This is a genomic window from Variovorax sp. SG517 (assembly GCF_013376045.1).
GTDB lineage: Bacteria > Pseudomonadota > Gammaproteobacteria > Burkholderiales > Burkholderiaceae_C > Variovorax.
Genome location: NZ_JABMJG010000005.1, coordinates 486,696 through 511,420, shown reverse-complemented (window position 1 = coordinate 511,420; position 24,725 = coordinate 486,696). Strand labels below are relative to the sequence as shown.

The following is a 24,725-nucleotide window of genomic DNA, read 5'->3' as shown; positions in this document are numbered from 1 at the left end:
TCCGCCATATCCACCGACCTGCGATGCGCTCCGAAAACGAACTCGGCTTCGACTGGCGGCTCGTGCGTGCATTCCTTGCCGCGCTCGACCACGGCAGCCTGCTCGCGGCCGCGCGCGCCCTGGGCGCGAGCCAGCCGACGCTGGGCCGGCACATCGCCGAGCTGGAGTCGCAGCTGGGCGTGGTGCTGTTCGAGCGCACCGGCCGGGGGCTGCGGCCCACGGCCATGGCCACGCGCCTGGCGGAGTCGGCCCGCGCCATGGAGAACGGCGCGCTCGCGCTGTCGCGCAGTGTCTCGGGCGCCCACGCGACCGTCGCGGGCTCGGTGCGCATCTCCGCGAGCCAGGCCACCGCGCGCCAGATGCTGCCCAGCCTGCTGGTGCGGATGCGGCAGGAGCTGCCCGAGATCCAGGTCGACCTGGTGTCGACCAACGAGATCAGCAACCTGCTGCAGCGCGAGGCCGACATCGCCATCCGCATGTCGCAGCCCACCGCGGCCACGGTGGTGGCGCGCCGCATCGGCACCTTCGCGCTCGGTGCCTTCGCCCACGTCGACTACCTGCGGCGGCGCGGCACGCCCAGGCAGACGGCCGACCTGTACCGGCACGACGTGCTGGGCTACGACAGCATCGACACCATCATCCGCATGTCGGCCCAGTTGGGCACGCCGCTGCTGCGCGAGCATTTCTGCTTCCGCACCGACGACATGGGCGCCTACTGGGAAGCACTGCGCCAGGGCATGGGCATAGGCTTCGTCAGCGAGTCGCTCGCGCGCACCGACGGCTCGGTGGTGCGCGTGCTGCCGCAGCTGAAGATCAAGTCGCTGCCGGTGTGGCTCGCGGTGCACCGCGAGATCCGCACCGACCGGCGCATCCGCGCGGTCTATGATTTCCTCGCGCGCCACATACCGGCGTCGATCTGACGCCGCGCCGCTCCGACCAACTCCAAGAGCCAAGAGGCCTCATGACAGCAGCCACCAACGCCCAGACCATCGAGCGCTTCTACAGCGCCTTCGCCAAGCTAGACGCACCCGCCATGGAAGCCTGCTACGCGCCCGACGCGGTGTTCGACGACGAGGCCTTCTCGCTGCGCGGACGGCGCGAGGTGGGCGGCATGTGGCGCATGCTGGCCGGCGGCACCAAGGCCAAGGGCGCCGACGTATGGAAGCTGACCTGGCGCGACGTGAAGGCGAACGACGACGGCACCGGCAGCGCCCACTGGGACGCGCACTACCGCTTCACCGCCACCGGGCGCATCGTCGACAACAGCATCGACGCGCGCTTCACCTTCACGCCCGACGGCCTGATCGCCACGCACCGCGACAGCTTCCCCTTCTGGACCTGGTCGCGCCAGGCGCTCGGCACGCCGGGGCTGCTGCTAGGCTGGAGCCCCATGCTGCGCAACAAGGTGCGCGCCACCGCGGCAGCCAACCTCGCAACCTTTCTCGCACGACAGCCATGAGCAACACCAACGACACCGCCCTCGCCTTCTCCAACAACGAAGCGCAGCACCGCTACGAAGCCACGCTCGGCGGCAAGCTGGCCGGCTACGCCGAATACAACCTGCTGACCGACGCGATCATGTTCACGCACACCGAGGTGCTGCCCGAGTTCGAGGGCAAAGGCGTGGGCTCGGGCATCGCGAAGCATGTGCTCGGCGAGGCCCGCGCTAAGGCTCTGCACGTGATTCCGGTGTGCCAGTTCATCGCGGGCTACATCCGCAAGCACCGCGAGTACGTCGACCTGGTGCGCCCCGATATCCAGCGCGCCTTCAAGATCTGAACCAGGCTCGCCCCCAGGCTGCGCGCACTTCGTGTCGCTGCGCCAACCCCCTTCCGGGGGCAACACCTGCGGCCCGGCGAAGCCGGTTCCGCGGTGTTCCTTGATCAGGCTTGGGAGCTCTTAGGCGCAGGCAGCCACGCGAAGGCCGCGATGCCCGCCAGCAGAAGCACGGCGATCGTGCCCAGCACGGCCGTCAGCGGATCGGCACCATGCGCCGCCGCCACAGATGCGGCCACGCCGGTGCCCCACTGCATGAACGCCACGCCGAGGAACATCGCCATCGTGAACACGGCCATCGCGCGGCCGGTGAGCGTGGCCGGGTAGGCGCCGCGCACGTCGGCGTACTGCCAGACGATGAAGCCCGAGAGCACGCCGATCAGCACCATGCCAGCGATGTCGAGCCAGGCCGAATGCAGCACGGCGATGAGCGCGAAGAGCCCCGCATAGCCGAGGCAGCAGATCGCGATCCAGCGGCGGCGCGAGGTGGCATCGCTGCGGTCGAGCCGGCCGAAGAGCGGCGCGCCGAACAAAGAGATCACCGACACCGCCAGCGCCACGTTGCCGCTCTGCACCAGCGAGTAGCCATGGCGCTCCATCATCAGCGGCCCCAGCCACAGGCCGCGCAGCGAGATGAAGGCCGCATACGTGACCGCGCCCAGCACCATGATGCCCAGCGTGTGCGGCATGGCGAACAGCGCGCCGAACTGGCGGATCGCCTCGGGAATCGACTCCCTCTTGCCCGGCATGGCCGGGGCCGGCTCGCGCACCCAGAACCAGATCGCCAGCCACGCCAGCGCCGCGGCGAGAGCCAGCACCAGGAAGCCCGCGCGCCATGAATACGCCTGCACCAGCCACGCCAGCGGCGTGCCGGTGGCCAGCATGCCCACGCCGCCGACGGCCAGCACCATGCCCGACACGGTGGCGAAGCTCGCCGACGGGAAGTGCCGCGCGATGAACACGGTGCACACAAGGAAGGCCGGCGCGCAGCCCACGCCGATCAGCGCCTGCCCCGCCACCAGCACCAGGTAGCTGGACGACACCGCCGACAGCAGCGCGCCCGCGATCGCGACCGGGAAGGCCACCAGCACCGTGCGGCGCACGCCGTGCAGGTCGATGCCGATGCCCATGAAGAGCTGCATCGCGCCGAACGCAAAATGAAAAGCCCCCGAGAAGATCCCGAGGGCCTGTGCGGAAAGATGGAAATCGGCCTGCAGCGGGCTCGCCATGATGGCGCCCACTGTGCGGAACGCCTGGCTCAGCGCGACCCCGGCGCACAGCGCCAGGACCATCGCCCAGGCCGCGCGCGGCGTCAGGGGCGCATCAACACTGCCAGTCGTGCCGCTGTCAGGTGGCACCGTGGCACTTCTTGTATTTCTTGCCGCTGCCGCAGGGGCAGGGATCATTGCGGCCGGGCGTGGCTTCCCTGCGGATGGTCTCGGCCTTCGGGCCGAGGCTCTTCCAGAGCTGGCGCAGGTCGTACACCGCCCAGATGGCGGCGCCGAAATCGTCGAGCCGCTGCTGGCTCACGCTGGGCGGGGCGTCGTCGCTGTACATCGACAGCACGGGCTTGCCGGTGTCGTCCTCGGTGAGGGCGACGATGTTGTCGAGCGCGTCGTTCAGCATGCGCGCGGCGTCCTTGTCGCGCGGCTCAGCCCAGTCTTCGGGCCAGTTCTCCACGGCGTACATGAAGCCCAGCGCCCAGACCTGGGCGAAGGCGGGAATGGCCTCGCCGGCGACTTCGGCGCGCTCTTCCTCGGGCAGGGAGGCGATGGCGCCGCGGGTGTCGAGCACCTCGGGCTGCCAGCTGCGTTCGTCGTCGAGGGTTTCGACGGGGGCGTCGAGGCCCTCCTCGATCTCGATCCAGCGGCGCTTCCAGTTCCAGACGAACTCCATGTGCTGGGCGGACGAGAAGCTGTCGCCCAGCAGAACGGGCCAGTATTCGGACGGCATGATGGGCCGGCGGGTGCAGATCAGGGCGGCCATGAAGCCCTCGCAGAACTCCCACTGGGGGATTTCCTCGTCGTGCTCGCGCATGGCGTCGAGGGCCTGGTCGAGGGCGTCGAAATCGTCGGGGCCGAGGGGAGTGCGGGCTGCGGGGGTGCTGTCGGGGGGCGAAATGGGGTCGGGAATGGTCGTCATGGCAAGTTCGAGGCAGCCCTCTATGATGCAGCAGGCCACGGTCGAGACTATTTCTATGCCCACGATTATTCCGTTTCCGGCGCGCTACAGCGCTTTCGCCCTGTGCGTGGCCGGTCTGGTGGCATGCCTGGCGTTCGTGCTGGTTTCGCCCCATCTTTGGCTGGCCTGGATCGGTGTCGCCGTCTTTGCGGTACTTGCAGGTACCGGCGTGCACGACCTGCGGCAGGCCCGCCATGCCATCCTTCGCAACTACCCGGTGATCGGCCACCTGCGCTTCCTGCTGGAGTTCATCCGGCCCGAGATGCGGCAGTACTTCATCGAGAGCGACTCCGAGGCCGCGCCCTTCTCGCGCGCTCAGCGCTCGCTGGTGTACCAGCGCGCCAAGGGCGACCCCGACAACCGCCCCTTCGGCACGCAGATGAACGTGACGATCGCGGGCTACGAGTGGATCAACCACTCGATGCGGCCGACCAGGCTGGCGGGCCACGATTTCCGCATCGTGATCGGCGGCACGCCGCAGCCGGCCGGCGCGAACCCGGCGCAGGTCTGTACGCAGCCGTACAGCGCCAGCGTCTTCAACATCTCGGCGATGAGCTTCGGAGCGCTCTCGGCGAACGCCATCCTCGCGCTCAACAAGGGCGCGAAGATGGGCGGCTTCGCGCACGACACCGGCGAAGGCTCGATCTCGCAGCACCACCGGGTGCACGGCGGCGACCTGATCTGGGAGATCGGCTCGGGCTACTTCGGCTGCCGCAACGACGACGGCAGCTTCAGCGAGGAGCGCTTCACAGCCAACGCGCGCGACCCGCAGGTGAAGATGATCGAGATCAAGCTGAGCCAGGGCGCCAAGCCCGGCCACGGCGGCGTGCTGCCTGCCCCCAAGGTCACGCCCGAGATCGCGGCCGCGCGCGGCGTGCCGGTGGGCGTGGACTGCATCTCGCCCGCTTCGCACAGCGCCTTCTCCACGCCCACGGAGATGATGCATTTCGTCGCCCGGCTGCGCGAGCTGTCGGGCGGCAAGCCCACCGGATTCAAGTTCTGCCTGGGCCATCCATGGGAATGGTTCGGCATCGTCAAGGCGATGCAGGCGACCGGCATCACGCCCGACTTCATCGTGGTCGACGGCGCCGAGGGCGGCACCGGCGCGGCGCCGGTCGAGTTCAGCGACCACGTCGGCGCGCCGCTGCAGGAAGGCCTGCTGCTGGTGCACAACACGCTGGTGGGCGTGAACCTGCGCCACCGCATCAAGATCGGCTGCGCCGCCAAGGTGATCACCGCCTTCGACGTGGCGCGCATGATGGCGCTGGGGGCCGACTGGTGCAATGCCGCGCGCGGCTTCATGATGGCCCTGGGCTGCATCCAGGCGCAGAGCTGCCACACCGGCCACTGCCCCACTGGCGTGACCACGCAGGACCCGCTGCGCCAGAAGGCGCTGGTGGTGCCGACAAAGGCCGAGCGGGTGCACAACTTCCACCGCAGCACGCTGCACGCGCTGCAGGAGCTGGTGCAGGCCGCGGGCCTGGACCATCCGCAGCAGATCACCGCGCACCACATCGTGCGCCGCATTTCCGACACCGAGGTGCGCCTGTTGAGCAACCTGGTGATGCAGGTGCAGCCGGGCGCCCTGCTCGGCCCGCTCGACGAGCAGCACAATGTCTTCCGTACCTACTGGCCGCTGGCCAGTGCAGAGAGTTTCCAGCCCGTCACGCAGGGCCCGCAAGGGCTGGTGGCGGGCTTCGCAATGGCCGCATGAACCCACTGAGTAGAGGCGCCAGCCGGCGCCCGCAATCGCGCAAGGGCGCAGCTTCGGCGCCCGCGCCCCTGGACGCGCTTTCCCCCAACCCGCCAGCGCCCGGCGACTATGCGGAGTTCCTGCGCACGACCCTGCCGCAGCAGCAGAAGAACGTGGCCAGCCACCGCTTCGGCAGCGAGCGCGTGTGGCTCAAGAAGGCCGGTCCGCGGCATGGCAAGTGGGGCTACCGCGTGATGGCGGCGGTCGCGCGCATGGCGCGGCTGGACATCATCAAGCCGGTGCCCAACCCGGGCGGCGAGGCGGCCATCGCCACCGAGGCGCGGCGCCTGAAGCAGCTCGCGGCCGCCGGCCTGCGCGTGCCGGTGGTGCTCGCGCAGCAGCCCGACGGCCTGCTCATTTCCGACCTGGGCGAAAGCGGCCGCGCGACGGTCGTGCTGCAGGAGCGGCTCGACCAGGCCGCCGCCGCCGGCCCCGCCGCGCTGCTGTCGGTATGGCGCGAGGGCCTGGCCGCCATCGCCGCCGTGCACATGCGCGGCCAGCACCTGAGCCAGGCCTTCGACCGCAACCTCGTGCAGTGCCCCGACGGCGTGATCGGCTACATCGACTTCGAGGACGACCCCGCCGAGGTCATGACCCTGGCCGAATGCCAGGCCCGCGACTGGCTGAGCTACCTGCACTCCACCGCCATGATGCTCGAGGCCGCCGCGCCGCAGGCTGCCGGACAACACTGGCACGCGGCGCTGGCCGGCGTGGGCGAAGAGGTGCGCGAGCGCATCGCCAACGCGGCCAGGCGCATGAAGTGGGCGCAGAAGCTGCCGGCCAGCCGGCGCTGGGGGCGCGATACGCAGCGCGTGCGGGCCGTGGCGCGGCTGCTGGGGCGGTGGCATCTGCAGCCTGGCGCCGGACCTGCGAACTAGTGTTGCGCTACATCGTGCAGCAGCACGGCCGCTACACCCCGTACGCCGCCTGCACCACCACGCCGCGCAGCGCCAGCCGCTTCTTCATCGACAGCACCGCCCGGTCCTTGCTCAGCAGCAGCGCCTTGTGCGCCACGGCCAGGTCGATGAAGACCTGGTCGTCGGGGTCGCTGCACACGCAGGGAGCGCGCGGCGGAACGGTTTCGACCACGTGCACCCGCGCGTCGAAGTCGGCCAGCACCGCCGGCGCCTGCAGTTCGCGCTGCGCCATGCGCCGGGCGATCAGCGGATAGCCCAGCACGCGCTCGAGCTCGGTGCGCATGGCGGCGGTGGCCAGCCAGCGCAGTTCGCCGGCGGCCAGCCGCGCGGTCAGCGGGCCCCAGGCCGGGTCCTCGAAGACCAGCAGGTCGAGCGCGATGTTGGTGTCGATGACGACAAGGCTGGCGGGTTCTGTCAATGTCATGGAATGTGCGGGGAATAGCGCCGATGTTGCACCATGCGATGCTGCCGTCAGGCTTTCGTCGGCCGGGCCGACGACAATCGGACTCCGCCAACTCCAGCCATCCCCCGCCTTCCTTCATGAAACGCCTTCCGCTGCTCTGCCTCGCCCTGCTCGCGTCCTTCGGCGCCCGGGCCGAGTGGCTGACGCTGGCGGGCACGCCCGGCGACGAGGCCGCGAGCTACGTGCAGGTCGACCCGACCAGCGTCGAGGCCGACGGCTCGAAGCGCCTGGTGAGCCTTCGCATGAGCCTGCCGCAGAACCGCACGAGCCGCGACGGCATCAAATACCGTTCCTTCCAGGCCCGGGCCAAGGTCGATTGCGATGCCCGCAGCGCGCGCTATGTGAACGTCAGCTACTTCGGGCACCCGAACTTCGTGGGCGAACCGGTCGCGGTGAAGCACTACGAGGAGGAAGAGGACGTGCGCCCCGTGACGCTGGCCGGCGCGCGCGATCTCGTCACGCGGACGATCAACGCGGCCTGCTCGGTGCGGCCGAAAGAAGCCAGGGAGCCGCAGCAACAGCAGCAGCCCAGGCCCGAGGTGGAGCCAGCGCTACCCGCGCGCTGAGCCCGCGACCATGTCGAAGCGGAACAGGCGGCATTCGATGGGGCCGTTCCACATCGGCACGCGGCGCGACTCCTTCAGGCGCATCAGCTTCGGCAGCTTCAGGTCGGGCGTGAGCACCCAGGCGGTCCAGCCAGCGTAGTTCTTCTTCCAGTGAGTGGCAAGCTGCGGGAAGAAGTCGCCGCCATCGCCTTCGCTGGACTGCGCCGCCTCCCGCGCGCCGGGACGGCCCCCGCCCCCGGCGCCCGCCACGCCGCCCACGGCGATGCGCTCGCCGTACGGCGGATTGAGCATGATCACGCCGCCTTCGGCCGGCGGCATGCGCTGCAGCGCGTCGCCGCCGCGGAACTCGACGGCCTGCGCCACGCCGGCGCGCTCGGCATTGCGCTGGGCGAAGTCGACCATGCGGTGCGACACGTCGGAGCCGAACACAGGGGTGCCGCTGCCGGCCGCGGCCCCCTCACCCTCTTTGGCCTCCTGCCTGATCGCCGACCACACGTGCGCCTGGAACGGCAGCAGCTTCTCGAAGCCGAAGCGCCGCAGCGATCCGGCCGCGATGCCGCGCGCGATCTGCGCCGCCTCGATGGCGATGGTGCCGCTGCCGCAGCAGGGGTCGTACAGCGGCTGGCCCGAGACTTCACCGGTCTCGGGGTTCCACCAGCCACTGGCGGCCAGCATGGCGGCGGCCAGGGTTTCCTTCAGCGGGGCGTCGCCCTTGTCCTGTCGCCAGCCGCGCTTGAAGAGCGGCTCGCCGCTGGTGTCGATGTAGAGCGTGCAGGTGTCGGTGGTCAGGTGGGCGAACACGCGGCAGTCGGGCCACTGGGTCTCGATGCTCGGGCGCACGCCGTTGGCCTTGGCGCGGAAGCGGTCGGCAATGGCGTCCTTGATGCGCAGGGTGGCGAAGTTCAGGCTCTGCAGCGGGCTGTGCTGGGCGGTGGTCTCGATCTTGAAGGTCTGCTTGGGCGTGAACCAGATCTCCCAGGCCACGCCGCTGGCGAGTGCGTAGAGGTCGTTCTCGTTGCGGTAGGGCCCGTGGGCCAGCTCGACCAGCACGCGCTGCGCGAGGCGGCTGTGCAGGTTGAGCTTCAGGCCGTCGCGCCAGCCGGCGCGCACGCGCACGCCGCCGCGCAGGGAGAGCAGGTCCTGGCCGGCGCGGCCGGTCAGGGCGTGCACCTCCTGGGCGAGGAATTCCTCGACGCCGGCGGCGCAAGGCAGGAAAAAGGAAAGATCGTTCACGGAAAGTAGGCCATCGGGAAGCCCGACTAGGGGACTCCATTGTCGCCGCGCTGCAAACCTTCTCTATATAGTCGATTCGCCGATGACTCCCACCCCCGCATCCCCGCCAGCGCAGTCCTCCGCCGGCAACGGCAGCGACAGCTTCGCGATCCAGTGCGAGGTGCTGCGGCTGTCCATCAAGCCCATCGGGCCGGTGCTGCTGGTGCAGTACCTGCTGAACTGCGGCGTGGCGGCGCTCTTCGCCTGGCAGTTCTCGCTGGTGCGCGCGCTGGCGTGGATCGCGCTGGTCACCGGGGTGACCGTCATGCGGGGCTTCTTCCCGCAGCGCCTGCCGGAACCCTTCACGCCCGCCAGCCTGCGCGAGGCGCAGCGCACGCACACGCTGCGCACCGCCATCTGGGAGCTGGCGCACGGGCTGGCCGGCGTGCTGCTGTTCAACCCCGCGCGCGTCGACCTCCAGCTTCTGCTGGGCGTGATCATCATGGGCATGACGCTGTCGTCGGCCTTCTCGGTGTCGTTCTACACGCCGGCCACGCAGCTGGCGATCACGCTGCTGCTGGCGCCGATCATCGTCACCGGGCTCTGGCTGGGCGCGCCGGTGATGGCGGCGGTGGCCGTGATCGGCATCGGCCTGACCGCGATGATGTGGAAGCTGGTGGCCGAGCGCTCGCGGCAGCTCGAGGAGAACATCGGCCTGCGGCTCAACGAGCACAGCCTGCGCGAACAGGCCCTGGCCGGCCTGCGCGCCTCCGAGCAGGCGCAGGCCGAGCGGCTGCGCTTCTTCTCGGCCGCCAACCACGACCTGCGCCAGCCGGTGATGGCGATCGGCCTGCAGGCCGAGGTGCTGCGCCACCAGCTGAACGACGGCGCGAGCATGGAGGCGGTGCAGCACACGGTGGGTTCGCTGGCCCGGGCGCAGCAGGCGCTCGAAGGGCTGACCAACCAGCTGCTGGAAATCGGCCGCATCGAGGCCGCCGTCGACCCGCTGCGTCCCGCCGCCGTGGCGCTGGCGCCGCTGCTGCAGGAACTCTCGCGGCAGGCGGGCAACGGCCGGGTGCTGGTGCGCTGTCCGCCCGGCGCGATCGCCTGGAGCGACACGGTGTCGCTGCGCCGCGTGCTCGCCAACCTGGTCGACAACGCCGTCAAGTTCACGCCGCGCGGGCGTGTGCTGCTGGCGGTGCGCGCCCGCCAGCGCGACGGCGCCCGCGCCTGGCGCGTGGAAGTGCGTGACAGCGGCATCGGCATTCCGCCCGAGGCGCAGCAGCGCGTGTTCGACGACTTCGAGCAGATCGGCAACGTCGAGCGCAACCTGCAGCGCGGCCACGGCCTGGGCCTGGCCATCGTGCGGCGGCTGGCGGCGCAGCTGGGCATCGAGGTGACGCTGCGCTCGGCGCCGGGGCGGGGCTCGGTGTTCGGCTTCGAGCTGCCCGCCGCGCCCGAGGACGCGCATGCGGCCGTGCAGCCATCCACCTCCTCGGCCTCCCCGGCCTCCCAGGTTTCTTCAGGCGCAGCGGACGACGGCGCCGGCGCAACGCGCAGGCTTCACCCCGGCCTCGCCGTGCTGGTGGTGGAGGACAACACCGTGGTGGCCGACAGCCTCGCCGCACTGCTGCAGCAGTGGGCGGTCGAGCCGCGCGTCTACGCCAGCGCCGCGGAGGCACTGGCGCTGGCCGACCTGCACGCGCTCGACGCGGCGCTGTGCGACATCCGCCTGCCGGGCGCGCTCGACGGCATCGCACTGGCGGCGAAGCTGCAGCAGCAGAAGCCCTCGCTGGCGATCGCGCTGATCTCCGCCGACATCACCGAAGCCACCCAGCGGCTGGCCGCCGAGCACGGCTGGCATGCGCTGCGCAAGCCGGTGCAGCCCGAAGAGCTGCGCCGGATGCTGCTGGGCGTGCAGCAGGCGCGCGGCTGAGGGCGCGCGGGAGCTGGCACGGCCCGTGCTGTCATCGCTTCCGGGATATGCTCCGCGCACACCGCGTACAGGCCCGCAGCCTCCGCCTCCGATGTCCACCGACACGCCTTCCGCCCCCCTGGCCGCCGACCCGCGCGGCCTGCGCTACGACCCGCTCGCGATCGCGCTGCACTGGCTGCTGGCGGTGCTGATCGTCGGTTCCTTCGGCGTGGGGCTCTACATGACGGGGCTGCCGTTCTCGCCGCTGCGGCTGAAGGTCTACAACTGGCACAAGTGGGCCGGCATCACCATCCTCGCGCTGTCGGCGCTGCGCCTGCTGTGGCGGCTGGGACACCCGCCGCCGGCGCTGCCCGCGGGCATGTCGCGCCTGCAGCTGGCGAGCTACCGCGTCAGCCATGCGCTGATGTACCTGCTGTTCTTCGCGGTGCCGATTTCCGGCTGGGCCTACAGCTCGGCCATGGGCATGCCCGTCGCGTGGTTCGGCGTGCTGCAGCTGCCCGACTTCGTGCCGGTCGACCACGACTTCGCCGAGGCGATGCTGCAGCCGCTGCACCGCAACTGCGCCTTCGTGCTGGCTGGCGTCACGCTGCTGCACGTGGCGGCGGTGCTCAAGCACCACTGGATCGACCGCGACGGCCTTCTCAAACGCATGTGGCCCGGGCCACGCCAGGAATCCTCCCGATGATGATGATGAAGATGAAGCCCCCGCTTTCCGGCCTGGTGCTGGCTCTCGCCCTCGCCACCATGGCGCTGCCGGCCGGCGCGGAGCCCCCAGCCGCGAAGCTCGTCGCCGACAAGAGCCAGATCGTGTTCGTCACCAAGCAGATGGGCGTGCCGGTGGAAGGCTCGTTCAAGAAGTTCGACGCGCAGGTCGCCTTCGACCCGAAGAAGCCCGAGGGCGGCAGCGTCGCGCTGCAGATCGACACGGCCAGCGCCGGATTCGGCGTACCGATGAGCGACGCCGAGCTGCCCAGGCAGCCCTGGTTCGACGCCGCGCACTTCCCGCAGGCCAGCTTCCAGTCGAGCGCCATCAAGGCGCTGGGCGACGGGAGGTTCGAGATGGCGGGCAAGCTCACCATCAAGGGCACGTCCAAGTATGTGACGGTGCCCGTCAGCATCGCGCCTGCGCCCGGCGGCAACTACGCGGTGGCCAGCGGAAGCCTTACGATCCAGCGGCTCGACTACAAGGTGGGCGACGGCGAATGGACCGACACCTCGGTGGTCGGCAACGAGGTGCAGGTGCGCTTCAGGTTCACGCTCGCGGGGCTCGGGCCCCTGTGAGCCTGGAGCCCCGTCCTTCCTCGTGCGGACATCCCGGATTTCTTCTTTCCTCTCTTTCATGACTCAGGCAGACAACGCCATGAAAAAGCTCCTCCTCGCCGCGGCCCTGTCGGCCGCCGCATTCACCGGCAGCGTCACGGCGCAACAACAAGCGCAGCTGCCCTCGGAATTCGCGCCCGCGGCACCCGCCAAGCCCGCGGGCGGCCCGGCCAAGAACGCCAACTACGTGATCGACCCGACCCACACCTTCGTCATGTACGAGATGGGCCACTACGGCACCACCACCAACCGCGGCCGCTTCAGCACCAAGGACGGCTCGGTGCAGATCGACGGCACCGGCACCAGCGGCAAGGTCGACATCACGATGGACATCAGCTCCATCAACACCGGCGTCGACCTGCTCAACCGCCACGTGCAGAGCAAGGACTTCTTCAACGTGGCCGAGTTTCCGACCGGCCGCTTCGTGGCCGAGCGCATCGAGTTCTCCGGCGACAAGGTGGTCGACGTGCCCGGCAAGCTCACGCTGATGGGCCAGACGAAGCCCGTGACGCTGAAGGCCGTGCGCTTCAACTGCTACCTGAGCCCGCTCATCAACCGCCAGGTGTGCGGCGGCGACTTCGAGACCACCGTGGAGCGCAGCGACTGGGGCATCACCTGGGGCCTGAACTTCGGCTTCGAGAACAAGGTGAAGCTGCTGGTGCAGGTCGAGGCGGTCAACGTGCAGTGACACCGGAGGCAACACCATGATGGACACCACCCTCGCCCTTCTCGGCATCGCCGGCGCCATGACCGTGGGCGCGATGAGCCCGGGCCCCAGCTTCGTGATGGTGGCGCGCACGGCCGTGACCTCGCGCGCCGATGGGCTCGCCGCCGCGCTCGGCATGGGCGCGGGCGGGCTGGTCTTCGCGATCGCGGCGCTGGCGGGGCTGCAGGCGGCGTTCCTCGCGGTGCCGGCGCTGTACCTGGCGATCAAGGGGCTGGGCGGGGCGTACCTCGTGTACCTGGGCGTGCGCATCTGGCGCGGCGCGCGGCAGCCGCTGGCCGTGGCACAGGAGCCGGGCAGCCCGCAAGGGCCGCAGGGACGCGGCCGGCGCACCTTCCTGCTGGGCCTCGCCACGCAGGTCAGTAACCCGAAGACGGCGGTGGTCTACGCGAGCATCTTCGCGGCCTTCCTGCCGCGCGAGGTGCCGCTGGTGCTGGCGCTCGCGGTGCCGGCGGTGATCTTCTGCATCGAGACGGGCTGGTATTCGATCGTGGCGCTGGCGCTCTCGTCGGCGGCGCCGCGCTCGGCCTACCTGCGCTACAAGGCCTGGATCGACCGCGCGGCCGGCGGCGTGATGGGGCTGCTGGGCCTTCGGCTCGTGTGGTCGGCGGTGCGCGGCACCTGAGGCTGCGGGGCTACAGGAGGCTCTCCGGCGTCAGCGGCGCCAGGATCTCCAGCATGGTCCGGTCCCAGAAGCCGGAATCGGGCTCCTCGGTCAGCACGGTGGCCCTGCCGTCGCCCTCGTCGCCGACCCATTCGATGCGCGACTGGTTGCTGCCCTCGGCAAAGCGCAGCCTGTAGGCGCCCTGCTGCTTGAGCACGTCGATGATCTTGAGCGCCTGCTGCGCCATCTCGGGGCTGCGGATGAAAAGGCCGATCTCGGTGTTGTACGTCTCGGAGCGCGGGTCGAAATTCATCGAGCCGACGAAAAGAATGCGCCGGTCGATCACCGCCGACTTGGCGTGCAGCCTCCCCACCGAGGTGCCGAAGAGCCCCAGCCGCACGCTGCGCCGGGTGCGGTTGGTGCTCAGCTCGTAGAGGTCGGCGCCCAGCCTGAGCATGTCGGGCCGGTAGCGGCGGTAGGCGGTGTGCACCAGCGGCTCGTCGGTGGCGGCCAGCGAGTTGGTGACCACGCTGATCTTCACGTTGCGCCCGCGGATCTCGCGCATCACCTCCAGTCCCGAGGGACCCGGGATCAGGTAGGGCGAGACGATGGTCACTTCCGAGCGGGCGCGGCGCATCTGCTCGACCACGTTGTAGCGCACGCTGTCGACGTCGAGCAGCGGCACGCCGCCGTAGGAAGCGGTCTTGCCGATCACGCGCTCGGGCGAATCGGCGTACGCCTCGGCGGTGGTCCAGATCAGGCCGAGCTTGCCGGCGTCCAGGTCTTCGGCCATCGGGCTGTAGCCCAGCAGGTCGTTGGGCGCGGGCCTGGGCGGCGGGGGCGTGGTGTCGGGGCCTGTGGCCAGCTCGAAGCGCTGCTGCAGTTCCTCGCGCGACAGGCCGGTGCCCACCACCGACTGGATCGGCCGCACGTAGACGCTGTTCCAGTACTGGTCGAACAGGCTGCCCAGGCGGGGAATGAGCGCGCCGGTGACGAAGGTGTCGAGGTCGATGAAGTTCTCGCCCGCGGTGCGCCTGAAGTACTGGTTGCCGATGTTGCGCCCGCCCGCCACCGCCATCGCGCCGTCGGCGATGAACAGCTTGTTGTGCATGCGGCGGTTGACGCGGCTGAAGTCGAAGAGCGAGGCCGTGAAGCGCTTCAGCAGGCTGCCGCGCCCGGCCGGGAAGGGGTTGAACAGGCGCAGCTCCACGTTGGGCGTGGCGGCGAAGCCCAGCAGCAGTTCGTCCTCGCCGGAGGTGTAGAGGTCGTCCATCAAGAGCCGCACGCGCACGCCGCGCAGGGCGGCGTCGCGCAGGGTGCGCAGCAGGTAGCGGCCGGTCTCGTCGTTCTCGATCTGGTAGTACTGCACGTCGAGCGTGCGCTGCGCGCGGCGGGCCAGCTGGATGCGGGTGTCGAAGGCGAAGTCGCCGCCGGGCATCAGGCGGAAGCCGCTGAGGTCGGGGTCGGGCTGGGAGGCCAGCGCGATCTTGCCCAAGGCGGTGTCGGCCGAGACGGCGATGGCCTTGGTCGGCGTGCGCGGCGCCTCGTCGGGCAGCGTGGCGCAGCCGGCGAACAGCAGCACCGCCACCATGGCGAAGACCCAATGCCCACAACGCGACATCAGGCCACGGCTCATCGGCTTCTTTCTAGAGTGCCTTGCGCAGGTTGGCGGGCGCGATGCGCAGCGCTTCGCGGTACTTGGCGACGGTGCGGCGCGCGCACTCGATACCCTGTTCCTTCAGCATCTCGGAGATCTGGCTGTCCGACAGCGGCTTCTTCACGCTCTCGGAGCCGACGAACTGCTTGATGAGCGCGCGCACCGCGGTGCTCGACGCGTTGCCGCCGGTCTCGGTGCCCAGCGCCGAGCCGAAGAAGTACTTGAGCTCGACCGTGCCGAAGGGCGTGGCCATGTACTTGGCGGTGGTCACGCGCGAGATGGTCGATTCGTGCAGGCCCAGCTCGTCGGCGATCTCGCGCAGCACCAGCGGGCGCATGGCGAGTTCGCCATGCACGAAGTAGCTCTTCTGCCGCTCGACGATGGCGTTGCTCACGCGCAGGATGGTGTCGAAGCGCTGCTGGATGTTCTTGATGAACCAGCGCGCCTCCTGCAGCCGCTGCGACAGCGCCTGGCTGCCCTCGCCCTTGTGCGACTTCAGCGCGCCGGCGTAGATGTCGTGCACGCGCAGGCGCGGCATCACGTCGGGGTTGAGCATCACGCGGAACTTCACGTTGGTGCCGCGGCCGGTCTTGGTGACGATCACGTCCGGAATGATGACGTTGCGCTCCACGTCGACGAAGCGCCGACCCGGCTTGGGCTCCAGCCGCGCGATGACCTGCAGCGCCGAGCGCACCAGCTCCTCGCTGCTGCGGGTGAGCGTGGCCAGGCGCTTGAAGTCGCGGCGCGCGAGCAGCTCCATGGGCTGCTTGCAGATGGCCAGCGCCGTCTTGCGGACCAGTTCCTCTTCCTCGGTCTCGTCGTCGCTGGCCATGGCGCGCAGCTGGATGCTCAGGCATTCGCCGAGGTCGCGCGCGCCCACGCCGGCGGGCTCCAGGCTCTGCAGCAGGCCGAGCGCCACCTGGAAGTGGTGCACCAGGTCGTCGAACTGGTCGTTGTCGTCGCCGGCCAGGCCCGAGGCCAGCGCGGGCAGCGAGTCCTCGAGGTAGCCGTCGTCGTTGAGCGATTCGATCAGGAAGCGCAGCGCGGCGCTGTCGTTCTCGTTCAGGCGCAGGCTCAGCGCCTGGCGGTGCAGGAAGGATTGCAGCGACTCCTGGCTGCGCGCGAGCTCGGTGGCGTCGGCGCGCTCGTCGTCGCCCAGGTTGTTCTGGCGCGCGGGCGCGTCGCTGCCCCACTCGCTGTCGTCTGGCGCCATGTCGACGGTGCCATCGCCCTCCCAGTCGGGCTCACGCTCGGAGATCTCGGCGGCGGGGCCGTCGGAGTCGGTGGCGGAGGCGCTTTCGGCGGACGAACTCGTGCTGCTGCTGGCGGCCGGGGAGGCGAAGTCGCCCTCGCCTTCGCCGCCGTCATCGCGCGGTACCGGCGCGTCGGCCGTGTCGAGCCCGAATTCCTCGCGCGCGGCTTCTTCCGCGGTGCGCTCGAGGAACGGGTTCTCGTCGAGCATCTGCTCCACCTCCTGGCTCAGTTCGAGCGTGGAGAGCTGCAGCAGCCTGATCGACTGCTGCAGCTGCGGCGTGAGCGCCAGATGCTGCGAAACGCGAAGGGATAGCCCTTGCTTCATGGTGGAAACCGCCCCCGCGCCTTACATGCGGAAGTGCTCGCCCAGGTACACCCTGCGTACCTCGGCGTTGTCGACGATCTCCGAAGGCGTGCCTTGTGCCAGCACATGCCCGTCGCTGATGATGAAGGCGTGGTCGCAGATGCCCAGCGTCTCGCGCACGTTGTGGTCGGTGATGAGCACGCCGATGCCGCGCTCCTTCAGGAAGCTGATGATCCGCTGGATCTCGATCACCGCGATCGGGTCGATGCCGGCGAAGGGCTCGTCCAGCAGGATGAAGCGCGGCTGCGTGGCCAGGGCGCGCGCGATCTCGACGCGGCGGCGCTCGCCGCCCGACAGCGCGAGCGCGGGCGAATCGCGCAGGTGGTCGACGCGCAGGTCGGCCAGCAGCTCGGACAGGCGCTCCTCGATGTGCGGCTTCGACAGCGGCGCCATCTTGCCGTTCGCGTCGGGCTCCATCTGCAGCTCGAGCACGGCGCGCACGTTCTCCTCGACCGTGAGCTTGCGGAAGATCGAGGCTTCCTGCGGCAGGTAGCTCAGGCCCATGCGGGCGCGGCGGTGGATCGGCATGTGGGCGATCGGCTCGCCGTCGATGGTGATGTCGCCGGCGTCGGCGCGCACCAGGCCCACGATCATGTAGAACGAAGTGGTCTTGCCGGCGCCGTTGGGGCCCAGCAGCCCGACGACTTCGCCCTTCTGCACGTCGAGCGAGACGTCCTTCACGACCGTGCGGCTGCCGTAGCTCTTCTTCAGGCCGCGCGCGACCAGGCGGCTGCCCGGTGCGCCGCTGGCGTCCTGGGTTCCTGCGGATTCGATCACTTGCGCGTGTCTCCCTGGTCACTGCCGAGCGTGGTGCTCGGGCGCAGGCCCTTGCCCGGTGCCGGGGTGGCTGCCGGCGGCGGTGCCTTCGCACCACCGGCCGGGGCCGAGGCGCCCGCGGCCGGCGCGGTGGCGGTTGCTGCCTTGGGGGTGAGGATGGTCCTGACGCGTCCGCCCGGCGCCGAGGCGTTGACGGCGGTGTTCGGCGGCACGGTGGAGCCGTTGACGGTGTAGGTGTCGTTGCTCTGGTCGTAGACGATCAGCGCGCCCTGGCTCTCGTCGTTCGGCGTGGCGCCGAGCAGCCGGCGCATGGTGGCGTTGCGGATGAACTTGACGTTGTCGGCGCGGCTGTCGTACTCGATGACTTCCGACTCGCCCTCGATCCATTCGTCGGGCGCGTTGCGCTTCTGTTTGTAGTAGGCCCGCTTGCCGGGCGCCGCCGTGACCACGCCGTACTGGTAGCCCTCGGCGTCCTGGCGCACGTCCAGCCGCGCGCCGCGGATGATGATCGTGCCCTTTGTCACCAAAACGTTGCCGGTGAACACGCTGGTCTGCTTGAGGTCGTCGTAGCGCATCGCGTCCGACTCGATGTTCATCGGCTTGGAGCGGTCGGCGGTCTCGGCCACGGCGCCCGACGCGAGGCCTGCCAGCAACAGGGCGCCGGCGGCCAACTGGCCGATGCGACGCAGGAAGGAGGTGGTGGAGTAGGAGTGCAATGTCATAGAGGCACGAAACTTGCTCGGCATTGTATGCGGCTGAGTGCTTCCGCCCCGCACGCACAGATGAAAAAGCCCGCCTAGGCGGGCTTGACTTTCCTTCTGGTTTTCTCCCAGAAACACCGCGCAACCGCGCGGCACGGCTCGGCTTTTGGCGCTCAGCCCTTCTTTGCCTCACCAATGAGATAGTTCACGACCTGAAGCACCTTGGTCATGTTGCCGGCAGTTTCACCGTCGACATACCAGCGGCCGGCCACGGCCATCGCGGGCACGCCGGCCACCTTGTAGGCGTCGGTCAGCTGCGAGGCGCGCTTGGCCTTGCTGGCCACGCCGAAGGAGGTGAAGGTTTCCTTGAACTTGGCGGCATCCAGGCCGTTGGCGGTGGCCCAGGCAATGATGTTGGCGTCGCCGTTCACGTTCTGGCGCTGCGCGTGGATCGCGTTGAACACCTTCGGCTGGTACTCGTCGACCTTGCCCATGGCTTCGAGCGTGTAGTACAGGCGCTGCTTGGCCTCGACGTCGTTGCCCACGAAGGGAACGGGAATGCGGCGGAAGGCGACTTCCTTCGGAATGGTCTTGAGCCAGGCTTCCAGCGACGGTTCGAAGTCGTTGCAGTGCGGGCAGTTGTACGAGAAGAACTCGACCACCTCGACCTTGCCGGCGGGCGCGTCGACCGGCACGCGCTTGTCGAGCACCAGGTACTCGGAGCCGGCCTTGGGCACGCGCGCCTGGGCATGGGCCGGGTTGACACCCAGGGACAGCAGCCCGAGCGAGGTGGCGGCCAGCGAAAAGTCACGACGTTTCATTGAAAGAGCTCTCCAGTTATTACGGCAGACTGAGCCGGCGCGCGGCGGGGAGTTCCCCCGCATCCGGCGCGCCCGAGGCTGTGGATGGTGGCGGCAAACGCCGCACGGCGAAGTTTGGGGGCTATTCGTGTCGGTTGCCGGGCGGACGACGGCCGCTCAGCGCTGCACGCGGACCAGCGCCGAATCCATGCCGCCGCCGTCGAGCCGTTCCTTGAGGCGGTCGGCGTCGTCCTTCTTGTTGAAGGGGCCGGCGCGCACGCGATACACGGTGCGGCCCGCCTGCTCGCGCTCGGTGACCTTGGCCTCGACGCCCATCAGCGAAAGCTTGGCGCGCTGCGCCTCGGCGTCCTCGGTGGTGCGGAAGGCGCCGGCCTGCACGAAATACATGAAGGGATCGGGTCCCGAGCTGCTGCCGGCGTTGCTGCCGCTGCTGCTCGGCGCGGCCGACGCGGTGGTCGTGCTGCCGGAGCCCGAGACGCTGCCCGAACGAGCCCGGGCCAGGTCGCCCAGCGGGTCGTTCGACGGCGGCAGGGCGTTGGCCTCGGCCGGCGTCGGTGCGGTGCGTGGCGGCTTGGGCGCCACCACCACGGGCACCGGCGGCGCGGTGTTCGGCGAAGCCGTGGCCGGGGCCGCGGCGGTATTGCCGGTGGCGGGCTCGCCGGTGATCGGGTTGACCGGGCCGGCCGGGGCAGCCGGCGTTGCCGGCTTGGGCGCGCCGGCCTTGCCGGCCAGCGGCGCGTTCGGGTCCCAGTCGCGGTTCTTGCGGGCTTCGGCCTCGTCCTGCTCGGCGCCGCCGCGCTGTGTCTTGGTCACGAACGGGATCGGCACCTTGGTCACGTAGACCGCGATACCCAGCGCGACGCCCAGGCCGAGCACCAGCCCGATGATCAGGCCGATGACGATGTTGCCGCGTTGACTTCTTGTCTTCTTCATGGTGAGGGAGTTCACATCTTGCTCGGCGCACTGACGCCGAGAATCGCCAGGCCATTGTGCAGCACCTGCGCGGTGGCGGCGACCAGCGCCAGGCGGGCCAGCTTCACCTTCTCATCGTCGACCAGGATGCGCTCGGCGTCGTAGTAGCTGTGGTAGCTGGCGGCCAGCTCGCGCAGGTAGAAAGTGACGTCGTGCGGGGCGAAGTCCTTCGAGGCGGCCGTCAGCATGGCCGGGTACTTGGCCAGCAGCAGCATCAGCGCCTGGGCGGCGGGGCTTTCCAGCGGCGACAGGTCCGCGTCCTTCAGCGAGGCGGCGTCGCCGCCCCAGCCGGCCAGCACCGAGCAGATGCGCGCATGGGCGTACTGCACGTAGTAGACCGGGTTGTCGTTGTTCTTCGTCACCGCGAGGTCGACGTCGAAGGTGTACTCGGTGTCGGGCTTGCGGCTCAGCAGGAAGAAGCGGACCGCGTCGGTGCTGGTCCACTCGATCAGGTCGCGCAGCGTGACGTAGCTGCCGGCGCGCTTGCTGATCTTGACCTCTTCCCCGCCCTTCATCACGCGCACCATGGTGTGCAGCACGTAGTCGGGGTAGCCCTCGGGAATGCCTTCGCCCACGGCCTGCAGGCCGGCGCGAACGCGGGCGATGGTGCCGTGGTGGTCGGTGCCCTGGATGTTGATGACCTTGTGGAAGCCGCGCTCCCACTTGGCGATGTGATAGGCGACGTCGGGCACGAAATACGTGTACGTGCCGTCCTGCTTCTTCATCACGCGGTCCTTGTCGTCGCCGTAGTCGGTCGACTTCAGCCACAGCGCGCCGTCCTGCTCGTAGGTCTTGCCGGCGGCCACGAGCTTGCGCACCGCATCTTCGACGCGGCCGCTGGTGTAGAGGCTGGACTCCAGGTAGTACTGGTCGAAGCGCACGCGGAAGGCCTGCAGGTCCAGGTCCTGCTCGCGGCGCAGGTAGGCCACGGCGAATTCGCGGATGGCGTCGATGTCCTCGATGTCGCCGCTGGCAGTGACTTCGCGGTCTTCCGACTTGACGGTCTTCTTCGCCTTGAAGTCGGCCGCGATGTCGGCGATGTAGTCGCCGTTGTATGCAGCCGCCTTCTCGCCGCTGGGCCACTCGGGGTCGCCGGGCTTGAAGCCGCGCGCGCGCAGCTGCGTGCTGTTGGCCAGCGTCTGGATCTGGACGCCGGCGTCGTTGTAGTAGTACTCGCGCCACACGCTCTCGCCCTGCGAGGCGCGCAGGTTGCAGATGGCGTCGCCCAGCGCCGCCTGGCGGCCGTGGCCCACGTGCAGCGGGCCGGTCGGGTTGGCCGAGACGAACTCGACCAGCACCTTCTCGCCGGTGGCGGGCTGTTGGCCGAAAGTATTCCCGGCCGACAGCACCTCGCGCACGATCTGCTGCTTGGCGGCCGTCTTCAGGCGGATGTTGAGGAAGCCGGGCCCGGCGATCTCGATGGCGTCGACCCACTGGGCGAACGCGGGGGTGGCGAGCAGCGCGGCGCTCAGCTCCTCGCCCAGTTCGCGAGGCTTGCGCCCCAGCGGCTTGGCGAGCTGCATCGCTGCCGTGCAGGCGAAATCGCCGTGCGCGGCCATCTTGGGCGATTCGAACGCGGCCTTGGAGCCGGCGCCGGGCGAGAGGGATTCGAGCGTGTTCGCGAGCGCCGCGAGCAGCTCCTGTTTGACCAATAGCATCCGCAAATTTTACCGGGGGCAAACCCCGGCGCAGTTGACGATGGTCATCCGATCGTTGCCTTGGCCCGTTACGATGGTCGGCCCCGAGGCGGGGAACCTGTCACAACTCAACCTAGCGAGGACATATCACCATGAAGAAGCTCCTTTCCCTGGTCGCACTGGGCATCTGCCTTTCCTTCGGCGCAGCCCAGGCTCAAGACAAGGCCCCCGCACCCGCCGCAGCACCCGCCGCTGCCGCCCCTGCCGCTGCAGCCCCCGCCGCCGGCGCAAGCTGCGAAGCCAAGGCCGTGGACAAGAACGGCAAGGCCCTCGCCGGTGCCGCCAAGGCCAGCTCCATCAAGAAGTGCGAGAAGGAAGCCAAGGCCGCCGCCGCTCCCGCCTGCGCCGCCAAGGCCGTCGACAAGAACGGCAAGCCGCTGGCCGGCGCCGCCAAGAACAGCTTCATCAAGAAGTGCGAGAAGGACGCCAAGGCCTGAAGCCATGGCGCGTCGGTGCAACGATGCATCGACATCCCAGAACAGAGGCCCGCCGCGTGCGGGCCTTTTCTTTTTCCGGGCCGTGCGGGGCTACTTCAGCGCGCCCAGCAGGTTGTTGAAGTCGTCGGTCCAGGGCCTCTGGCCCGGCTGCGTGGCGATCGGCGTCGCGCCAGAGCGTATGGGCTCGCGCGCCAGCGCCCGGGGATCGCGCGCGACCAGCACCCAGTCGGTGCGATGCAGCCAGTCGGACTGCTCCGCCAGGTCGTGCACCAGCACCGCGTGCAGGCCGCGCGCCCCGGCCACCCTGTCGATCACGGGCGCCAGCGCCAGGAAGCGGTTGGTGATGTGGAAGGCGATCACGCCGTCGGGCCGCATGTGCCGCAGGTAGGCATCCATCGCCTCGACCGTGAGCAGGTGCACCGGCACCGAGTCCCCCGAGAAGGCATCGACCGCGAGCACGTCGAAACCCTGCACCGGCTCGCGCTCCATCGCCAGCCGGGCGTCGCCCGGCACGCGCTCGATGCGCGCGGCGCTGTCGCGCAGGAAGCTGAACTCCCTGTCCGCCAGCGCGAACACCTGCGGATTGATCTCGTAGAAGCGATAGACGTCGCCGCCGCGGCCGTAGACCGCCAGCGTGCCGGCCCCCAGCCCGATCAGGCCCACGCGGCGCGGCCCGTCCGGCGCCGCCGCGATGGCCCGGCCGATGCCCGAGGTCCGGCCGTAGTAGGTGGTGAGCTCGCGCCGGCGCGCCGGGTCGAGGAACTGCGAGCCGTGCTTCACCGAGCCATGCGCCAGCTGGCGCGTGCTGTCGGAGGGCGGATCGCGCTTCGTGTCGTAGACCTGCAGCGCACCGTAGAAATTGCGCTGCAGGCTGCGCACGCCGATGTTGTCGCTGGCGATCTGCCGCAGCAGGAAGAAAGTGCAGCAGGCCGCCAGCGCCACGCAGCCCACCCGCAGCCAGAGCCGCCGGCGGAGCACGGCGGCCGCCGCCAGCGCGGTCAGCATCAGCCCGAACCCCAGTTCGTAGTACGCCGCCAGCACGTGCGGCGCGACCAGCCCGACCATCACCCCGCCCAGCGCGCCGCCCAGCGACAGCATCAGGTAGAAGCGCGTGAGATAGCGCGGCCCCGGCCTGAGCCTGGCGGTCTCGCCGTGCAGGAACATGCACAGCACGAACAGCCCCGACACGTACAGCGGCAGCGCGGTGCGCACGTCGGCGCCAATGGAATGCTGCAGCCCGAACGCGCACAGCAGCAGCATGGCGGCCGCCAGCGGCAGGAACACGCCGCGCCGGTACCAGCGGTCGCTCTCGAAGCACAGCACGAAGGTCAGCAGGTACAGCGACAGCGGCAGCACCCACAGGAAGGGCACCGCGGCGACGTTCTGGGTGATGTGGTTCGTCACGGCCAGCAGCAGCCACGAAGCCAGCGCTGGCAGCGCGAGCCACAGCAGGTAGTCGGCGGGGCGCGGCGGATGGTCCGGCGCGGCGGCCTGCCCGGCCGGCTGCGGCGGCACGACCTCGGCCGGCCAGCGCCGCGCCATGTACAGCGTCGTTCCCGCGCACAGCAGCACGAACGCGCCGTAGCCCCACGACCATCCATGCGCCTGCTGCCGCAGCGTGCTGAACGGCTCGATCAGCACCGGATAGCTCAGCAGCGACAGCAGCGAGGCCAGGTTCGACAGCGAGAAGTAGCGGTACACCTGCGTGCCCCAAGGCGTGCGCGCCACCCACGACTGCACCAGCGGCCCGGTGGTGGAAAGCAGGAAGTACGGCAGGCCGATGGTGGCGAGCAGCAGGCCCAGGATCCGCCAGGCCGGGTCTTCGGCGCCGGTCGGCTTCCACTGCGCGCCCACCACGATCGGAAGGAAGGCCAGGCTCGCGACGAGCAGCCCCACGTGCAGCACGGCCTGCGCCCGCATGCGCAGGTGGCGCGCGACCCAGTCGGAATATGCATACCCCGCGAGCAGCACGGCCTGGAAGAACACCATGCAGACCGACCACACCGCGGCCGAGCCGCCGAACCACGGAAGAATCTGCTTCGCGATCAGCGGCTGGACCAGGAACAGCAGGAACGCGCTGCTGAAGATCGTTCCGGCAAACAGGAGCTGAATGCCGGCGCGCCCCATGCCGCGCCTACTTGCCGAAGCCCCGTGCCAGGAACACCGCCACCAGCGGGATCAGCGCGATCAGGTGCGCCTGGACCATCACCAGCTTGCGGGTCTTGACGATCTCGGCCTCGGCCGGCAGCTTGCCGGTGGCGCGCAGCGTCTTGCGCCAGCGAAAGTACGTGAGCGTCGGGAAGATCGACAGCACGCCCACGATGATGAAGAGCCCCAGCTTCACGTGCAGCAGCGGGTTGGTCCAGTACCAGGCCGTGCCCTTCACGCCCCACCAGGTGCGCGCGATGCCGGTGGCCAGCACCGCGATGGCGGCGATGCCGTAGACCATGTCGACCTTGGCCAGCCGTTCGACCACCGCCGCGTTGAGCCACTGCACGCGGCACAGCGCGGCCTCGCTGGAAATGAAGACGACCATCGTCAGGATGGCGAGCAGGTGAAGGTACGCAAGGATGGCTTCTAGCGTCATCGGTGA

The 24,725-nt window shown here is 69.6% G+C and carries 25 protein-coding genes; 12 read left to right on the top strand and 13 right to left on the bottom strand.

The window, feature by feature from the left end; translation table 11 throughout:
- Positions 1-23 precede the first annotated feature (23 nt).
- From FHT32_RS18230 to FHT32_RS18220, 3 genes are read left to right on the top strand one after another with little or no spacing between them, the layout of a single operon-like run.
- Positions 24-920, top strand: coding sequence for a LysR family transcriptional regulator (locus FHT32_RS18230; RefSeq protein WP_176666005.1), 897 nt, complete (start codon positions 24-26; stop codon positions 918-920).
- Between the two features lie 41 nt (positions 921-961).
- Entirely contained in the window at positions 962-1,459 is a 498-nt protein-coding gene (locus tag FHT32_RS18225) for a nuclear transport factor 2 family protein (RefSeq protein WP_176666004.1), read from the top strand.
- Complete coding sequence (locus FHT32_RS18220; protein ID WP_176666003.1) at positions 1,456-1,779, top strand: GNAT family N-acetyltransferase; 324 nt, start codon at positions 1,456-1,458, stop codon at positions 1,777-1,779. The genes FHT32_RS18225 and FHT32_RS18220 overlap by 4 nt, the downstream gene beginning before the upstream one ends.
- Positions 1,780-1,883: 104 nt before the next feature.
- Here the strand turns inward: FHT32_RS18220 and FHT32_RS18215 are convergent, their stop codons facing one another.
- Together FHT32_RS18215 and FHT32_RS18210 are read right to left on the bottom strand one after the other, a co-directional pair.
- Positions 1,884-3,068 (bottom strand): nitrate/nitrite transporter, encoded by a 1,185-nt coding sequence (locus tag FHT32_RS18215; RefSeq protein ID WP_176666094.1) that lies wholly within the window; start codon positions 3,066-3,068, stop codon positions 1,884-1,886.
- Between the two features lie 55 nt (positions 3,069-3,123).
- A complete protein-coding gene (locus FHT32_RS18210) occupies positions 3,124-3,918 on the bottom strand; it encodes a UPF0149 family protein (protein ID WP_176666002.1) in 795 nt (264 codons plus the stop codon).
- 55 nt (positions 3,919-3,973) lie between these two features.
- Here FHT32_RS18210 and FHT32_RS18205 point away from each other — a divergent pair, with 55 nt between their 5' ends.
- Together FHT32_RS18205 and FHT32_RS18200 are read left to right on the top strand one after the other, a co-directional pair.
- On the top strand, positions 3,974-5,671 hold the full coding sequence (locus FHT32_RS18205) for an FMN-binding glutamate synthase family protein (RefSeq protein ID WP_176666001.1): 1,698 nt from the start codon (positions 3,974-3,976) through the stop codon (positions 5,669-5,671).
- Positions 5,668-6,588, top strand: a complete 921-nt coding sequence (locus FHT32_RS18200; protein ID WP_176666000.1) for a hypothetical protein — start codon at positions 5,668-5,670, stop codon at positions 6,586-6,588. Before FHT32_RS18205 ends, FHT32_RS18200 begins: the two co-directional genes overlap by 4 nt.
- Before the next feature lie 31 nt (positions 6,589-6,619).
- Here the strand turns inward: FHT32_RS18200 and FHT32_RS18195 are convergent, their stop codons facing one another.
- Entirely contained in the window at positions 6,620-7,051 is a 432-nt protein-coding gene (locus FHT32_RS18195; RefSeq protein WP_176665999.1) for a putative toxin-antitoxin system toxin component, PIN family, read from the bottom strand.
- A 116-nt stretch (positions 7,052-7,167) separates the two neighbouring features.
- Between FHT32_RS18195 and FHT32_RS18190 the strand changes: the two genes are divergently transcribed.
- Positions 7,168-7,656, top strand: a complete 489-nt coding sequence (locus FHT32_RS18190; protein ID WP_176665998.1) for a surface-adhesin E family protein — start codon at positions 7,168-7,170, stop codon at positions 7,654-7,656.
- Here FHT32_RS18190 and FHT32_RS18185 read toward each other — a convergent pair.
- Positions 7,642-8,889, bottom strand: a complete 1,248-nt coding sequence (locus FHT32_RS18185; RefSeq protein ID WP_176665997.1) for a THUMP domain-containing protein — start codon at positions 8,887-8,889, stop codon at positions 7,642-7,644. The genes FHT32_RS18190 and FHT32_RS18185 overlap by 15 nt on opposite strands.
- An 82-nt stretch (positions 8,890-8,971) precedes the next feature.
- Here FHT32_RS18185 and FHT32_RS18180 point away from each other — a divergent pair, with 82 nt between their 5' ends.
- The 5 genes from FHT32_RS18180 to FHT32_RS18160 all read left to right on the top strand — a co-directional run bounded on the left by FHT32_RS18180 (position 8,972) and on the right by FHT32_RS18160 (position 13,473).
- Positions 8,972-10,804, top strand: a complete 1,833-nt coding sequence (locus tag FHT32_RS18180) for a hybrid sensor histidine kinase/response regulator (protein ID WP_176665996.1) — start codon at positions 8,972-8,974, stop codon at positions 10,802-10,804.
- A 91-nt stretch (positions 10,805-10,895) separates the two neighbouring features.
- Complete coding sequence (locus FHT32_RS18175; RefSeq protein ID WP_176665995.1) at positions 10,896-11,489, top strand: cytochrome b; 594 nt, start codon at positions 10,896-10,898, stop codon at positions 11,487-11,489.
- A gap of 5 nt (positions 11,490-11,494) precedes the next feature.
- Entirely contained in the window at positions 11,495-12,085 is a 591-nt protein-coding gene (locus tag FHT32_RS18170) for a YceI family protein (protein WP_371132197.1), read from the top strand.
- Positions 12,086-12,164: 79 nt separating this feature from the next.
- Complete coding sequence (locus FHT32_RS18165; protein WP_176665994.1) at positions 12,165-12,812, top strand: YceI family protein; 648 nt, start codon at positions 12,165-12,167, stop codon at positions 12,810-12,812.
- Positions 12,813-12,828: 16 nt separating this feature from the next.
- Complete coding sequence (locus FHT32_RS18160; RefSeq protein ID WP_176665993.1) at positions 12,829-13,473, top strand: LysE family translocator; 645 nt, start codon at positions 12,829-12,831, stop codon at positions 13,471-13,473.
- Between the two features lie 10 nt (positions 13,474-13,483).
- Here the strand turns inward: FHT32_RS18160 and FHT32_RS18155 are convergent, their stop codons facing one another.
- From FHT32_RS18155 to argS, 7 genes are all read right to left on the bottom strand, one after another.
- Positions 13,484-15,088 (bottom strand): phospholipase D family protein, encoded by a 1,605-nt coding sequence (locus FHT32_RS18155; protein ID WP_176665992.1) that lies wholly within the window; start codon positions 15,086-15,088, stop codon positions 13,484-13,486.
- A gap of 10 nt (positions 15,089-15,098) precedes the next feature.
- Positions 15,099-16,688: an RNA polymerase factor sigma-54 gene (rpoN, locus tag FHT32_RS18150; protein WP_176665991.1), complete on the bottom strand. Its 1,590-nt coding sequence runs from the start codon at positions 16,686-16,688 to the stop codon at positions 15,099-15,101.
- Between the two features lie 21 nt (positions 16,689-16,709).
- Positions 16,710-17,504, bottom strand: a complete 795-nt coding sequence (gene lptB, locus FHT32_RS18145) for an LPS export ABC transporter ATP-binding protein (protein WP_176665990.1) — start codon at positions 17,502-17,504, stop codon at positions 16,710-16,712.
- Positions 17,501-18,226: a lipopolysaccharide transport periplasmic protein LptA gene (gene lptA, locus FHT32_RS18140; RefSeq protein ID WP_176665989.1), complete on the bottom strand. Its 726-nt coding sequence runs from the start codon at positions 18,224-18,226 to the stop codon at positions 17,501-17,503. Before lptA ends, lptB begins: the two co-directional genes overlap by 4 nt.
- 152 nt (positions 18,227-18,378) lie before the next feature.
- Positions 18,379-19,026: a thiol:disulfide interchange protein DsbA/DsbL gene (locus tag FHT32_RS18135; protein WP_176665988.1), complete on the bottom strand. Its 648-nt coding sequence runs from the start codon at positions 19,024-19,026 to the stop codon at positions 18,379-18,381.
- Positions 19,027-19,182: 156 nt separating this feature from the next.
- On the bottom strand, positions 19,183-19,959 hold the full coding sequence (locus FHT32_RS18130; RefSeq protein WP_176665987.1) for an SPOR domain-containing protein: 777 nt from the start codon (positions 19,957-19,959) through the stop codon (positions 19,183-19,185).
- Between the two features lie 11 nt (positions 19,960-19,970).
- Positions 19,971-21,656, bottom strand: a complete 1,686-nt coding sequence (argS, locus tag FHT32_RS18125; protein WP_176665986.1) for an arginine--tRNA ligase — start codon at positions 21,654-21,656, stop codon at positions 19,971-19,973.
- Between the two features lie 131 nt (positions 21,657-21,787).
- Here argS and FHT32_RS18120 point away from each other — a divergent pair, with 131 nt between their 5' ends.
- The gene (locus FHT32_RS18120; RefSeq protein WP_176665985.1) at positions 21,788-22,132 is read left to right on the top strand and encodes a hypothetical protein; all 345 of its coding nucleotides are present in this window, start codon (positions 21,788-21,790) and stop codon (positions 22,130-22,132) included.
- A gap of 90 nt (positions 22,133-22,222) precedes the next feature.
- On the opposite strand, the gene FHT32_RS18115 is transcribed toward FHT32_RS18120, so the two are convergent.
- Positions 22,223-24,259: a spermidine synthase gene (locus FHT32_RS18115; RefSeq protein ID WP_176665984.1), complete on the bottom strand. Its 2,037-nt coding sequence runs from the start codon at positions 24,257-24,259 to the stop codon at positions 22,223-22,225.
- A 7-nt stretch (positions 24,260-24,266) separates the two neighbouring features.
- Positions 24,267-24,719, bottom strand: coding sequence for a DUF2214 family protein (locus tag FHT32_RS18110; protein ID WP_176665983.1), 453 nt, complete (start codon positions 24,717-24,719; stop codon positions 24,267-24,269).
- Positions 24,720-24,725 lie beyond the last annotated feature (6 nt).